Source organism: Desulfurococcaceae archaeon, assembly GCA_038845865.1.
GTDB lineage: Archaea > Thermoproteota > Thermoprotei_A > Sulfolobales > Desulfurococcaceae > UBA285.
Genome location: JAWBQJ010000001.1, coordinates 264233 through 278282 on the forward strand (window position 1 = coordinate 264233; position 14050 = coordinate 278282).

Genomic DNA, 14050 nt, shown 5'->3' on the forward strand with positions numbered 1-14050 from the left:
GACTACGCCATCGAGTGAACGATGATCGAGCCTGACAGCGCTGAGGGGCGAGCTCATGCCGGTTAGGTTAAACTACATGTATTATCCATTTGCAGCGTCGCCACGCGATTACCCTAAGCTATTCATTGAAAAACCAAGCATTGTAGTCTTGAGCAGTGACCTTAAAGAAAAGCTACTTCATGTGTTAAAAAGCATCATTGAAAGAGGAGATGTACCCGTTGAAGCCTTCAGCAACCCGGAGGAATGCGTGCTGGTGTATAATGCCCTTCTAGACGTGGCTAAGTTCCTGGGCGAACACAGACTAATTAACAGAATAGCCTTAGCGTATTCTAAATCGGCTTCGAGGAAGCTAGATAGAGAAAAGGATGAAGTATTAGTAGCGGTTGCGAACAAGTTAGAGGTGTATGCCAGGCTAGAACGGATGAGCCCTCCATGCCTTCCCGTAGTTATGAGGCGTGGACGGAGGTCTAGAGTAGGTTTTACTCCCCATATGTTTACGATGCCCGTGGCCGAGTATCTGAACATTGTTTCTCGTAGATTAGTACACGATCCCGCATACTTGCTCGTGAACAACATTGTAAACGAGGGTTACGTGTTCTTGAACAGGCAGAAGTTCAAGCGAATCCTGGAAGAGCTAATCTTCCAAGCCGTTGTAAGGCAGATCGATCTTCAAGTGCCCCCTGTTACGGAAGAGTTCAAAAAACTGATCGAAGAGGTAAAGCCGCTTATAGCAGGTTTATACAATCACATCCACGGGAAACGGGCTATTCCAAGCTACGATGTAGATGTACCCAGGGAAGTCGTAGAAGGCCTTTTTCCGCCTTGCATTAGGAGGATCGTTGACATAATTGATAGTGGAGGTAACCCGAGTCACTTCGAAAGATTTAACTTAGCTGCATTCCTCGGAAGTGTAGGATTAGACGTAGACGGTATATTAGAATACTTTAAGAGAACGGCTGATTTTAACGAAAGAGTAGCGAGGTACCAAGTGGAACATATCCTAGGTCTAAGGGGTGGCAAGAAAAAGTATAAGCCATATAATTGTGACCGAATGAAGGCGACTGGCATGTGCCCCGTTAATGAGCATTGTCCTGGAGGTAAAAACCCTCTAGCTGTATATAAGCACAACCTCAAGGAGGCAAGGAAAACTAGTAGCAAGAGTACGTGAGCCGCCGGCGGGATTTGAACCCGCGTCCACCGGCTACCTTAACGGACCTAAGTGAACTCCGCTTACAAGGCCGGCGCTCCACCAGGCTGAGCTACGGCGGCTTCGGGTATTACTATAAGGAGGAGGGGTTTAAATCGCTGCCCCCGGATACGGGCGGTATTAAGACAATGATGTCACCGTCTTTTAAGGTTGTTGAAAGGCCTTGGAGCGGGGTCTTAGAGTTATGAAGTACTATGACTTCTGACTTCCCTCGTAGCACTTCTTCGAGCACCTTTGAAACTCCTTGCTTAGTCTTAGCGAGTTTTTCGAGTAGACCGGCTATTGTAGTATTTTCCGGGATTTCTACGAGTTCTTCGCTAGTACCGGCTTTTTGGGCGAGCCATAATAGGTACTTAACGTGGACTTTCAAGGCGCGCTTCCCGATTCTTTGTTTTTCTCTCTAATTCTAGCGCTTTCAAACAATTGCTTCCAATCCTCCTCCTTTAAGTTTCTATATCTTTCAACCAAAATACCTCTTTTCTCGCGATTCTTCATGAAGTAGTAAACAGTATAGCTACATATGGGTTCAATCAGCCAGTTATTTCTTTGTGCAAGATTAATGGCATAATCTACCAGCTGAGTTGCTATTCCCCTGCCCCTGAACTCAGAGGGGGTGTAGGTCTCGATCAATTTCATTACGTTGCCTTCAACCTGGTACTTCAAGTAAGCTTTACTTCCGCTTGGCAGTACTGCGTAGATGACTTGGCTGGTGTGTTTAATTACGTATCCATCTCCGTGCACTTCTCACACCTACTATGTATCCATGTAGCTTTAAATAAAAAATTTAAATAATTAACCGTGCATCATATATAGTGCGAGGAGTAATGACGATGATTACTGGAATTGTTCTGCTAGCACTACTGGTTCTTTCTAGCGCCTTCCCAATTCCAGTAGCTAGCAATCAGGCGAGCTTTACTATACAGGCCGTTTACGCGGGAACACTAATGCTTGATCTATCGGGACCCCTCTATGTAAGTTGGTTTTTAGGAGACCTCAGCGCCTATTGCGATGGGAAGGTAGATTCCGTGTCCTTAAGTGTTAGGTACGATTTAAACATTACCTTCGAACTCGTGCCCGGTGAAGGCATAACCAGCATATTGGGAGTAAACCTACTCGTCGAATCCTTGCAAGTAACGCCGGAGTGCGTCAGGGAGAAGGTAAACAGCGCATTCTCCGATTTCACCGTCAGTGAGAACAACGATATACCCCTACAACCTGAACTATGGAATAGCACGCTGACCCTGAAGGCACCGAGAAAAACAGGTGTCATAGTCGGTGTTGTGAGGCTTGACGTAGACCTTATTCACGTATCGAATCTTACCACCGAGGAAGGGATTTCTACGTCGGAATACACGAGGTACGATCTATACTACGAGCCTTTAACCGGCCTACCAGTCCACTATGTCGTGACACGTGTAAAGTCCTCGATTAATGGGCGCATCATCTATGTTTCATATACTCTACTTGATAGCGATCTAGAGGTCTTTAGGAGTATTCGGAGAAAGGTATTCGAGATAGCCGTTTCAAGCCCTAATGGCAACAGCACGGTTACCCTGATATTATTGTACCTACCCGAAGACCATGGAGGGCAGGCCGATCTAGACCCTTACATCGTGTCGGAGAACAATACCATCAAGGTGTCTTTTGCAACACCGCAGCTGTGCTTTATGCAATTAGGAGTGTTACTAGAAGAGGTTAGCGCCAATGTACCCCTTCAGGCCTACACAATCCCTGGAGGAGTCATTTACTACACCCCTAAGACGCTGAAGTGTAGTAGTATACAAGTATTTATCCCTGTAAAGCATGTTGCCGGGTTGAAAGAGCAAGTTGACTTCCCCGAAAAGGGATTACCCCCTCAAATGCCCTTGGAGGCACCTAGCGACTTACTAGTATCGGTGCCTATTGTAGCGCTTATCCTAGTGGCTGTTTACCAGCTTAGCGTAAGGATATCAGATCGGCTGGTGAAGGGGGAAGAATAAAATAATTACCGCTTCACATAATTTAATTCTAGATAAGGTGCTAGAGGAGTAGCCGTTATGCCCAAAGGCGGTTTAAGCATGATACCCGCAGTAAGTACCAATGGAGATTTACTAACTGTATTTAAACCCGTAGAAGAAACCCTCAGCAGCTACAACTCCAAAATACTGATGCCGATCAACCTTTTCAATAGAGGAAGTAGGAGGGTCAGTTACGCCATCTTAGAGCTCCTGGTAGAGTCGAGAAGGCCTGTTCCCGAGTGGAGATTGAAGCTCGATAACATAAGCATAACTAGACAATTCAAGCCAGCGTACTCGATAATGGCCGACGACGGCGAACGCGGAATGCACAAGTTCATCTACGACGTAACGAGCATACTAAATGCCCACGAAATAGTAGACAAGGAGTGGGTTAACATTCTCATCAAGTATGAAGGGGGAAACCCCTTCGCCGTCAAGTACATACTCCTAGACGCAATATACGAAGACCAAGACGCATACACCACATACAAACATTCATCGGGGTTAATGCTACTCGAGAACAGCGAAAAGGTCAGTTTCGCCACCAGAGAGTTTTGCGGTAAACCCGCTGTTCTAAGGCTAATTGCTTACACACCTAAACATGTTAAAGTTGAAATAACCGCAAACAACTACAAAACCGCCGCCCAAATCCCCCAGGAACGCGTAGAGGAATACACGTTAACCCTCGATAGAGGTACGGAATTCGTAGAGGTGGGGCCAAGCCCCGAAAAGTCTTCACCCTTGGTCATTTCCAGTTTAACGGTTTACAGTAGTGTGGTTAAGCAACCATTACTTGAGCTGTGCGGTGTAGATCACTCACTAGAAGGAAACAAGCTTAAATTCAAATTGCAGATCTGTAACAAAGGCGAGTCTCCGCCGGACAAGCTAATAGTGTCCTTGATGAAAAGGGGCAACGTACTGTGCTCTCTACAGGATTCTCGGGTAAATATTCCACCAGGTAGTACATTAGAGCGCGTAATTGAAGTACCGGGTAGCCGGCTCGATGAAATTAACATTAGGCTAGTGTGGTTTAAGTTGACAAGGAGGTGGGTGAGGGACGAGGTTGTCAAGTTAAGGTAACTTAAAGCGTTCAGATGTACTTCAAGTTAATACCTACTTCTTTCGAAAAGCCCTCCACGAGTAACCGGTGCTCGTACCTCGTACTCTTCTTCTCTACGACGACGCCATCAATGCGTTCACGGGTTCTTTTGATCATTGCGTATAATAGCTCTATGTCCAGGTAATTCAGTGCGTGTTTCGATGCTATGTGCCCATAGCATAAATTCTCTCTAAGAGATACCTCGGTATGTTTTCTCGGGTAATGCCCTCCTCCAATGCCAATAACAGGTGTACAGTGTATTGAAGGCGGGTAGGCTGATATAAGGGACTTCACGGCCTCTCCTACCACCGCGTGATTCACAGGATCAGCCCACTCGTTAATACTACTACCAATTTCAACGAAGAATACAGGTTTTGCTAGACTTGTGGGACCGTGATGCGTTGCCTCGTAGCTAACCTCATACTCATCTCTTCGTTTAAAGTCTAGCGATAGGCTGTTCAGCGATCTAAGTATAAACCACTCGGCGCTCGGAAAGGCTATGCCTAGCTCGCGGGGGCGCCCTCCATGAGATGTATCACTAGAGAAGTTCCCCGTAGCGTGAACGGTATAGCTTCTTACCCCAGCTTCGCTGGAGTGGCGTGACAGTACTATATAGAAGTCAATATCGCTCGGTAGCCTACTCTCTAGGAAGTCGAAGTATATTACATCTTCGTTAAAGCCCGCGAGCACGATGAGGTCTCCTTCTAAACACGCTTCCGAACATCTACAGACGCTCGACTTGCGTAGTTTAAGCTCTTTGACAAGGTACTCTGCTATGCCCTTTCCTGCAGGATCCCTAACGCTATATGCTAGCCCTATCACGGCCTAACCCCCTTCTTGCCCTAAAGAGAAGGGCTTTCAGCTATAAACCTAAACGCTGCTTCTGACATGTTGATTAGAGTGGTGCTAGGTTAATATGCGAATTAACCTCGCGAAGTGGAAGTCGAGAAAGGAGTACATGTGGAGGCGTATCTGGGAAGACCTGGAGATAGGTTACCTTGACAGGGACCTATTACCACTTTTAGTACTCGTAAATACCGATAGCGAACTCTATACGACGAGCAGTTGTAGTGGGAGAATAGTCGTCATGGACTCGGATTACCCTTGGTCAAGAGATGAAACGGGGATCGTGTTCAAAGCGCATATACCTGTAAAGCCCGAGGAGCTCGTGTTCGTGTACAGATTCGAACCTCACAAGCGAATATGGATAAACGTGACGGGCCCCATAGTACACATCTATTCCTCAACCATGAAAAAAGCCACACAAATACTCGAGGTAGCCAGGAAATCCGGTTTTAAACATAGTGGGATAATGCACTTAAGTAAGGCACGGGGCGTTTTCTTAGAGCTCGTGACGGGGATATTTGTGTCGCAACTCGTTAGAACGAGGGATAGAGTGTTTATTAAGTACGAGGACCTTGAAGCATTCATTAAGCTGCTTAACGCAGCACTTCTCGAAGGAAAGAAGAGGTTACAGAGGCTGTATGAAGGGTTTTTAAAGGTCCTCCCAGAAGAGGTTGATGAAGCGGTAAAGAAAGATCTCGACGCCCACCAGCTTCTTGCCGGTAAAACTCCCATTGAAATATTTCATGAAATGTGTAAAGAAGGAGGTGCTGAGTGTATGTGAACTTTATTAGGACCGGGGCTCTAAGTGGTCGTGTGAATGGTGTGATGCGGTTATGCTGGGTAGCGAACATATAAGCATAGATGAGTTTAAAAAAGTGGATCTTAGAGTGGGCCTCGTAAAGTCGGCGGAACGCGTGACGGGGAGCGATAGGCTGATCAGGCTATCTGTGGACCTAGGTGATCTGGGCGAAAGGCAGGTAATTGTGGGGCTGGCTAAGTGGTATCCCCCAGAGCATTTTATCGGTAAGTATGTGGTTATAGTCGCGAATTTAAAGCCAAAAAGAATAATGGGGTTAGAAAGCCAAGGCATGCTACTTGCTACAGATACGGACCCGCCGGTCATAATAACTGCTGAGAGGCCTGTTAAGCCTGGATCGCGACTTGTCTAACTACCTCCCGCTGTTTAGCTTTTTTATCTAAATACTCTTTGTACCACAACATCTTGCCAAGGGCGTTTATGGCCCTTTCAGGAGACGGGTAGGCGGGTATGTTATGCCTATTTAGATACTGCATCGCCTCGTAGGTGTCAGCCCCGCCAACAAACGATGTCACCGTTGTCTTCTCCACGTGGTTTGCTTCGTAAAATTCTACGATAGCCTTAGCGAGCTCCCTCGGCTCCAGTATAGCCGTTCTACAGTAAAGAACCACGATATTGTCTATTTCCGGCGATTCCACGGCCACTTTGAGAGCCTTAACGTAGTTATCTATCCCAGCCTGCCCCGTCAAGTCAACGGGGTTTTTAGGGCTTCCAAACCACGGCATTGCTTCTTTGAAGGCCTCGATGAGCTCTGAGCTCGGTTCAACGAGCTTTACACCACTCAATTCCGCCGCATCGGTAGCTAGCACTCCTACTCCACCGCCGTTTGTTATTATGATAGTGTTTTCTCCGCGTGGTAATGGCTGCTGCGCGAATGCCCGCGCGATATCGAACATCTCTTCAACGGTGTAGGCCCTAATAACTCCCGCTTGCTTGAATGCTGCGTCATATAAGATGTCGCTCCCTGCGAGGCTTCCCGTGTGGCTTGCCACGGCTTTCATGCCCTTACTGGTCCTACCCGCCTTGATCACAATTACCGGCTTCTTCTCCGTTACCTTGGACATTTTTTTAACGAATTCCTGACCTTTGCCCGGTCTAATGCCCTCTAAGTATATTGCTATGACCCGTGTGTGGGGGTCATCCGCTAAGAGCTCTGAGAGCTCGACTGCATCTATATCCGCCATGTTCCCTATACTGAACAGGGCTGATAAACCAATCTCGTTCATTATCGTCCAGCCCATTAGGGCTATTCCAAGGGCCCCACTCTGCGATATGAACGCTATATTTCCTTTTTGTATTTCGAGCGGGCCGAAAGTCGCGTTAACGTTGCTCGGCGTGTATGCGTAGCCAAAGATGTTGGGGCCCAGAATCCTAGTACCGTATTCCTCGGCGATCTTGACTATCCTCTCTTCCAGTTCAACGTTGCCTACCTCCGCAAAGCCAGACGTTATAACAACAGCTACTTTAATACCCTTCTTTCCGCATTCTTCAATGGCTTTCGGTACTTCCGGCGCTGGAATAGTAACTACTGCTACGTCTATCTCCTCGGGCACGCTGAGAACGCTAGGATATGCTTTCACCCCCAGTATTTCACTTGCGTGCGGGTTTATCGGGTATATCTTGCCTTTAAATCCGTATTCAATGATGTTTTTCAAGATAACGTAGCCTATTTTGCCAGGACTTCTACTGGCACCTATTACGGCTATGCTTTTTGGTTCAAGCAAAGCCCTAAGCAACTTTGCCCCGACACAAGTTAAATCAAGAAAAGCTTATAAAGGGTTGCTACGCCATCCCTTCTCTAGTGGGATTCATTGCCCACGAAGATACGTGCAGGCCGTGTAAATTTACGGCACGTACATTGTGGTAGAACTCTTCACCGAGTTCGAGCAGACCCATATATCCCAGTGCAATACTACCCGGTGAAAACACGTTACCCGCTCTACAGGGTTTTCTGCAAGAACCCGTGATGACTAGGCGCGGTTTAAGTAACTCAATGAAGCTATCTACAGTGTCCACCTTAGGGTTACAGCATCCATATTTAAAGCCAGGTAAACTTGAAATCACGATATCCGCTTTTTCTCCTTTAATGTTAACGCAACCGCTCAGCCCGATCCCATAGATCGATACACCCTCGATTTCAAGGCTTTTACATTCAATAAAACCATCGACACTGCTCAGAGCAGCTACAGTGGCTGCATTATCATATCTACCGAGTACGCCGAGCACCCTGGCACCGCATACTTCATGGATCCACTTCACGATAGTTGGGGAAATGACGTCGCCGAGCAGGATCAAGGCGTTCGCGCCGTGGTACTTTAAAGCATAGCAGAGCAGTCGCGATAACGGTTTTGAACCGTACAGGCCATAAACTAGCAGTAACCTCAGCTTGAGATCACCCGTAATACCTCATAAACCCCTTATACTCGTACGTTCCAAGTATCATTCGACACGTTTCAAGGTGATTACTACACTGCACCAACCCCTCTGCTTCGAACCGACCACCCTCGTAGAGTCCCGTCATGTAGACCGCTTCATAGCTCAGTAGGCGTTCTATGTCATACGGTATTCTAGTTAACGACTCAACGAGCCTATAAGAGAGTATACTTGCCTGAGCTGGGTAGTTAAGCGCCATGGGCCCTCCGTAAGCGTCGAGCACGATCCTGGCCACACCAATACTTCTAAACGCTGGCATTAGCATCACGTTTCTGTAGACACCATCATTATACATGAAGGAGTACTCCTTACCTCGGAAAACACCCCGACGCCAGTTACGGTAAAATTTCAGTATATCTCTAGGTGAGAGCCCTGTACTCAGAGCGGCGTTTTTAGCCCACATATTTAGCTTCTCGCCATTGAATGCCATGTACGTGTGCTTGTTACTAGCCAAGTACTCGACAACGTGAATGGACTCTCTTAGTCCGTACACTACGAGGTCGAGGTCGCTGTAGTGAGGGTTGTGAATTCCCGGAAGTAGGGATCCCGTAATGCCGGGTAAGACGCCGGTACTGACAGAAACATCTAATAACACCTCGACCGCTGTGCTTTCGAGACCATCCGACGCTTTGCGTAAAGCTTCCATGGATCTTTTGAGGGGGTCTAGCAGTCCGTCCACTTGTGTCAGCGGAATGCAAGGTACGTGAGAATCGAAAAATGGTACGTACGTGGACCAGGACGTATGTTCACGCACAGTATTAGCTCCGTAGGTCTTAACGAGCCTTTCGTAGAAAACTCCACCTCTACCACTCCACTGCGTCGGCCTGCCGGATGGCCTATACTTTACATAGCCCACTATGCAGTAGTCTACGTGCCAATTACCTGTAACAACAGCTAACGATCCATCACGTAGTAGAACGTAGTAGTGGTCAAGTGGCTTGATGCTTGAATACACCGGGATACCCTTAACGCTACATGGGCTCTGGTTCTGGGAGCTCACTTAGTTGCTCGAGGACGTAGTTCCTGATGTCTTCGAGCTTGGGTAGCTCAACAAGCAGTTTGCCGTTTTCCATGTACTTCTTTAGTAGTGGTTCGTAGTCTTCCGCTACTTTTACCGGTGCATCTAGCAATGTTACCACATCGTTCAATCCCGGTCTTTTTCTGTAAACTTGCTTAGCTCCCGGCAACTTACCCCTCTTAGTGATGGGTCTCCATCCGTTGTCTTCGAAGACCTCTACTATGTCGGCGCTAATGTCGATGCTGGGGGGCATGGCAATGCTCGTTCCCACCCCGAACGCGTCTACTATATCCCTCAGTTCTACGATTTCTTTCTCATCGATCCCCCCACTGACGACTATTTTTACATGCTTATACCCGTGAATGTCCAGCGTCCAGCGCACTTCTTCGACTATTTGCCTCATGTTCCCACGCCTACTGCTAGGGGTATCTAGCCTAACGCCGTAAAGCCTACTACCGAGCGCTTGGGCGGCCATTAGCGCTTCTAACCTCTCGTCGTAGAAGGTATCTACGAGCATTATTCTCGGTACGTCTTCCTCGATGACCTCGTCGAAGGCCTTCCAGGCAGTAACCGTGTCGCCAAGGGCTATTATGAGTGCGTGGGGCATTGTGCCCTGAGGCTTTAAGCCGAGGTACTTGGTGCTAGCAACGCCCGATACCGCATCTACTCCGCCAATGTACGCTGCCCTATCAACCATCGGTGATATTGCAGGGTGTAGTGCACGCAGCCCGAAGAACAGTACTGTTCTGTTTCCAGCAAGCTTCTTTATTCTCGCGGCCTTGGTAGCTATGCTACTGTAATGGCGTAGTATGCCGAGTAGTGGTGTCTCGTATACTGCGAAGTCATCGAGATAGCCTTCCACGATCATCAGAGGTTCCCCCGCTCTAAATATAGTGCCTTCGGGAACGGCGTAAACGGTTACTGGTTTATCCTTGAGTAGGTATAGCGCCTCTTCAAGGCCCGCGAACACTGCCCATTCGTGGCGTGAAGGAAGCTTCATCACGTGAAATTCCATTCTGACCTTCTTCCTAATACCTTTTGTTCTCAGAATTTTAGTGGTCCTGACGAAGTATATGTCTGTGACAACGCCGTTAAGGATGTCCTCTTCCGTCGCAATGTAGAATTTCATGCTCATTCACCCATTACAACTACGCAAACCTCTCTACCAGGTCTTGGACCATCCATTTCGAGGAAGAAGATGTTCTGCCACGTGCCCCTCAACAAGCGCCCGTTAACAACGGGAAACACCCTTTCAGCACCGAAAAATGCTGACCCTATATGTGCGTGCGCGTTATCGTCGACAGTATTATGCTTCCACTTCGGACTACCGGGTTCCGTTAATTCCTTGACTTTGTTTAGTATATCGCTAATGAGCCCTGGTTCCCGCTCATTCACTATGATCGCGGCAGTTGCATGCGGCGCGAACACGAGCACCAGTCCATTCGATACACCGGAATTCCTCACAACCTCCTCGACCATGCCCGTAATATCAACTAACTGAAACCTTTCACTAGTTTTAACTTTCAATACCTGCGTGTAGACCTTTACCAAGTCGTAACGCACCACTTCTCCTCCAAGAATAGTACAGTGAGGCAGGCAAATTAAAAACGTAGAATAGAAAACATTATTAGTAGGTTTAGGTAATCAGTCTACACGGATGTGGTGACTCTAGATGGGAGAAGATGAGTACTGGTGGCGTAAGAGGAGACGGGTGAGAGACGAGTTTGATGAGCTATTTGAAAGGATGCTTGAGGATATGGAAAGGTTCATTAGGGACATCGAAAGGAGATTTATCGGTGAATTAAGCCCCGAGAGAACGAGGGAAAGGGAGTACGAGAAATACGAGTATGGTCCTTACGTGTACGGATTTAGCGTAACTATAGGCCCTGATGGTAGGCCCATAATTAAGGAGTTTGGCAACGTTAGGAGAATACGCGGTAGACCAACGATAATGGAGGAAAGGGAACCGCTGGTTGACGTGTTCGAATCCGATAACGAAGTAACAGTTATAGCGGAAATGCCGGGTGTTGAGAAGGAAAAGATCGAAATAAAGGTCGCAGAGGACAATAAAACACTGATTATAAGCGCGAGTAATGAGAAGAGGAAGTATTATAAAGAAGTCGAGTTACCGAGCAAAGTAGAGCCTTCATCTGCGAAGGCCACATATAAGAATGGTGTTTTAGAGGTTAGATTAAAAAAGCTCGGTAAAGAAGAAAGTAAAGGCACGAAGATAAAGGTCGAGTAGTCCTTAGCCCCTAGCCCCTTTACGGAGGTCTTTTACGGCCGGGAGGTGCGTGTTTTTGATCATAGGTGTTATCAGTGATAGCCATGACAATTTACATGCACTCAAACTGGTACTACGAAGACTATTAGAACATCGCGTTGAGCTGGTAGTGCATCTCGGAGATATCATTAGCCCGTTTACAGTTAAACTCATGAAGGAGGTTCTCGGGGATATTAAGGTAATGGCAGTAAAGGGTAACAATGACGGGGATCTTTACCAGCTGTTAGCCCTCTTTACGCAGTACGGTTGGGTATTCAAGGTGGAGCCCGGTACTGTAGAGCTTCGTGGAAAAACTGTGTTACTTCTCCATGGGTATGGAAACGTCAATGAAACCGTATCTTTCGTAAACGCTCTTACCAGGTCTTTAAAGGTTGACATGGTGCTCTACGGACATACCCACAAGGTCTCCGTGGAAAAAATCGATGGAAAGCTCGTTTTAAACCCAGGTGAGGTCTGCGGTTATCTATCGGGAAGCGCGTCCTATGCAATAGTAGACCTCAAGTCCCTTAAAGCGGAAATAGCCTTTCTAGAGAAAGAGTGGTAACATGGAGAAGCCCAAAAGTGCGAGTAGGCCCGAAACGGAAAGAGGACTACAGTACCATTTAATGGTTAAACCAGGGGATGTCAGTAGATACGTGCTATTACCAGGTGATCCCGAGAGGGTGCCGCTGATAGCGAAGTTTTGGGATAAATACTGGCACGTGGCGTCACACCGCGAATTTGTCACCTATAGCGGGTACTACAAGGAGGTGTTTATATCGGCTACTAGCACCGGTATTGGAGCGCCTTCCACCGCTATAGCGATAGAGGAGCTTGCTAGAGTCGGCGCAGAAGTCTTTATAAGGACGGGGACGACGGGCGCACTCAGGAGAGGTATTAAAATCGGCGATCTAGTGATATCAAGCGGAGCAGTCAGGCTAGAAGGCACCAGCAAGCACTATATAATGCCAGAATATCCGGCAGTAGCCAGTTACGATGTCCTGCTGGCATTAGTTGAGGCGGCTGAAACCCTCGGTGTCAGGTATCACGTGGGGTTGACAGCCAGTAGCGATAGCTTTTACGTAGGCCAAGAAAGGCCGGGCTTTAACGATTACTTGCCTCCCTTCCAGAGGGGCTTACTAGAGCATCTTAGAAGTGCCAATGTTTTAAACCTCGAGATGGAGGCGTCTACAATATTCGTGCTATCCAACATATACAATCTGCGTGCAGGAGCGGTGTGCGCTGTCATAGCTAACCGGGAAACCGAGGAATTCGTTCCGGGGGCAGGAGTAGAAGACGCTATTAAGGTAGCTAATGAGGCCGTGAGGATCCTTGCGGGCTGGGATGAAGAGTTACGTAAGCAAGGTAAGAAGTACCTCTCTCCGAGCATCATAAAGGAGGTCTCTAGGCAGTAAAGGCATGAACGGCAAGAATTATACCCACGTAGCCGTGGGCAATCTCAATGTTGACATAGCCATATATGTAGACCGCGTGCCGGCTCCCGGAGAAGTACTCACTGCGTTAGGCGTTGACATGAGGCCCGGCGGAGCCGCTACGAACTATGCCGTGGCAGTGGCTCAATACGGGCACAAGGTCTACCTCGTAGCCTCAACATCTAATAGCGAGTACGTAAAAACAACACTTACTACCCTGAAAGAGTTAGGTGTTAACATTGATAAGATAAAACTAGTTGACGAATTTCCCGGACTAGTTGTTATAATAGTCCAGGCAGGCGGCGAGAGGACTATGATAAAATATCCCGGAGCGAATAGAGAGCTCTCAGCCGATGACGTTTCCCACGATCTCCTCGAGAACGCGCACTTAGTACACATGGCGTCAATCAGCCCAGACCTGGCCGCCGATATAGGTAAAAAGTGCACTCGGAGAGCCGTTCTGGTAACCTACGACCCCGGGATTTACGCGGATGCTTTAAGAAACGCTATACCGACATTGATAGAAAACATCGACGTGCTCTTCCTCAATGAAAGGGAGTTAATGCACATCGCAAAGCACGCTAAGGTGGACGTTCTGTTTAAGCACGGTCTTTCAACACTAGTAGTGAAAATGGGTCAGCGAGGTGCAACTGTTTTACTACCGAGCGGTACATGTTACCATGGAGTGGCGCAACCGATCAAAAGGCCCGTAGATTCCACGGGAGCAGGAGACGCGTTTAACGCGTTTTTCAACGCTAAATACCTTGAATCCAAAAACCTCTCGCTAGCACTTGCTTACGGCGTAGCGGCAGGGGCTTTAAAGGTTGGTTTTCGCGGGAGCTTCCTACGCCTAGATCATAAGCTATTTAAACTACAACTAAAAAAAGTAGTGGTTGAGAAACCGGCTGAGTGCCCGGCTGAATTCAATTAAACGGTA

General features: G+C 47.6%; 17 protein-coding genes and 1 tRNA gene. 9 read left to right on the top strand and 9 right to left on the bottom strand.

Features of this window, described 5'->3' with window-relative positions:
- The first annotated feature begins 55 nt into the window (after nucleotides 1–55).
- Entirely contained in the window at nucleotides 56–1168 is a 1113-nt protein-coding gene (locus QXU03_01315) for a DNA primase (protein ID MEM2170387.1), read from the top strand.
- Here QXU03_01315 and QXU03_01320 read toward each other — a convergent pair.
- The 3 genes from QXU03_01320 to QXU03_01330 form a co-directional block, all read right to left on the bottom strand.
- Nucleotides 1168–1269 (bottom strand) — tRNA-Thr (locus QXU03_01320). The two genes, QXU03_01315 and QXU03_01320, sit on opposite strands and share 1 nt — an antisense overlap.
- 11 nt (nucleotides 1270–1280) lie before the next feature.
- A complete protein-coding gene (locus tag QXU03_01325) occupies nucleotides 1281–1577 on the bottom strand; it encodes a MoaD/ThiS family protein (GenBank protein ID MEM2170388.1) in 297 nt (98 codons plus the stop codon).
- Nucleotides 1574–1948 carry a GNAT family N-acetyltransferase gene (locus QXU03_01330; protein MEM2170389.1) on the bottom strand — a complete coding sequence of 125 codons (375 nt, stop codon included), beginning with the start codon at nucleotides 1946–1948 and terminating at the stop codon, nucleotides 1574–1576. Before QXU03_01330 ends, QXU03_01325 begins: the two co-directional genes overlap by 4 nt.
- A gap of 89 nt (nucleotides 1949–2037) precedes the next feature.
- Here QXU03_01330 and QXU03_01335 point away from each other — a divergent pair, with 89 nt between their 5' ends.
- Both QXU03_01335 and QXU03_01340 read left to right on the top strand, forming a co-directional pair.
- Nucleotides 2038–3186 carry a hypothetical protein gene (locus QXU03_01335; GenBank protein MEM2170390.1) on the top strand — a complete coding sequence of 383 codons (1149 nt, stop codon included), beginning with the start codon at nucleotides 2038–2040 and terminating at the stop codon, nucleotides 3184–3186.
- Nucleotides 3187–3243: 57 nt separating this feature from the next.
- Nucleotides 3244–4284, top strand: coding sequence for a hypothetical protein (locus QXU03_01340; GenBank protein ID MEM2170391.1), 1041 nt, complete (start codon nucleotides 3244–3246; stop codon nucleotides 4282–4284).
- A 10-nt stretch (nucleotides 4285–4294) separates the two neighbouring features.
- On the opposite strand, the gene QXU03_01345 is transcribed toward QXU03_01340, so the two are convergent.
- Complete coding sequence (locus QXU03_01345; protein MEM2170392.1) at nucleotides 4295–5125, bottom strand: D-aminoacyl-tRNA deacylase; 831 nt, start codon at nucleotides 5123–5125, stop codon at nucleotides 4295–4297.
- A gap of 94 nt (nucleotides 5126–5219) precedes the next feature.
- Between QXU03_01345 and QXU03_01350 the strand changes: the two genes are divergently transcribed.
- On the top strand, nucleotides 5220–5930 hold the full coding sequence (locus tag QXU03_01350) for a hypothetical protein (GenBank protein MEM2170393.1): 711 nt from the start codon (nucleotides 5220–5222) through the stop codon (nucleotides 5928–5930).
- A 52-nt stretch (nucleotides 5931–5982) separates the two neighbouring features.
- Nucleotides 5983–6318, top strand: coding sequence for a methionine--tRNA ligase subunit beta (gene metG / locus QXU03_01355; protein ID MEM2170394.1), 336 nt, complete (start codon nucleotides 5983–5985; stop codon nucleotides 6316–6318).
- On the opposite strand, the gene QXU03_01360 is transcribed toward metG, so the two are convergent.
- The 5 genes from QXU03_01360 to QXU03_01380 all read right to left on the bottom strand — a co-directional run bounded on the left by QXU03_01360 (nucleotide 6293) and on the right by QXU03_01380 (nucleotide 10980).
- Entirely contained in the window at nucleotides 6293–7702 is a 1410-nt protein-coding gene (locus QXU03_01360) for a CoA-binding protein (GenBank protein ID MEM2170395.1), read from the bottom strand. The two genes, metG and QXU03_01360, sit on opposite strands and share 26 nt — an antisense overlap.
- 46 nt (nucleotides 7703–7748) lie before the next feature.
- Complete coding sequence (locus QXU03_01365; GenBank protein ID MEM2170396.1) at nucleotides 7749–8261, bottom strand: hypothetical protein; 513 nt, start codon at nucleotides 8259–8261, stop codon at nucleotides 7749–7751.
- Between the two features lie 97 nt (nucleotides 8262–8358).
- Nucleotides 8359–9354 (bottom strand): hypothetical protein, encoded by a 996-nt coding sequence (locus QXU03_01370; GenBank protein MEM2170397.1) that lies wholly within the window; start codon nucleotides 9352–9354, stop codon nucleotides 8359–8361.
- A gap of 16 nt (nucleotides 9355–9370) precedes the next feature.
- A complete protein-coding gene (locus tag QXU03_01375) occupies nucleotides 9371–10546 on the bottom strand; it encodes a nicotinate phosphoribosyltransferase (protein ID MEM2170398.1) in 1176 nt (391 codons plus the stop codon).
- 2 nt (nucleotides 10547–10548) lie between these two features.
- Nucleotides 10549–10980, bottom strand: coding sequence for a secondary thiamine-phosphate synthase enzyme YjbQ (locus QXU03_01380; GenBank protein ID MEM2170399.1), 432 nt, complete (start codon nucleotides 10978–10980; stop codon nucleotides 10549–10551).
- 109 nt (nucleotides 10981–11089) lie between these two features.
- Between QXU03_01380 and hsp20 the strand changes: the two genes are divergently transcribed.
- The 4 genes from hsp20 to QXU03_01400 are packed head-to-tail and all read left to right on the top strand — an operon-like array spanning nucleotide 11090 to nucleotide 14044.
- Nucleotides 11090–11662 carry an archaeal heat shock protein Hsp20 gene (hsp20, locus tag QXU03_01385; protein ID MEM2170400.1) on the top strand — a complete coding sequence of 191 codons (573 nt, stop codon included), beginning with the start codon at nucleotides 11090–11092 and terminating at the stop codon, nucleotides 11660–11662.
- Between the two features lie 55 nt (nucleotides 11663–11717).
- Nucleotides 11718–12245 carry a metallophosphoesterase gene (locus QXU03_01390; protein MEM2170401.1) on the top strand — a complete coding sequence of 176 codons (528 nt, stop codon included), beginning with the start codon at nucleotides 11718–11720 and terminating at the stop codon, nucleotides 12243–12245.
- A 1-nt stretch (nucleotide 12246) separates the two neighbouring features.
- Nucleotides 12247–13095 carry a uridine phosphorylase gene (udp, locus tag QXU03_01395; protein ID MEM2170402.1) on the top strand — a complete coding sequence of 283 codons (849 nt, stop codon included), beginning with the start codon at nucleotides 12247–12249 and terminating at the stop codon, nucleotides 13093–13095.
- A gap of 4 nt (nucleotides 13096–13099) precedes the next feature.
- Complete coding sequence (locus QXU03_01400) at nucleotides 13100–14044, top strand: PfkB family carbohydrate kinase (GenBank protein ID MEM2170403.1); 945 nt, start codon at nucleotides 13100–13102, stop codon at nucleotides 14042–14044.
- Nucleotides 14045–14050 lie beyond the last annotated feature (6 nt).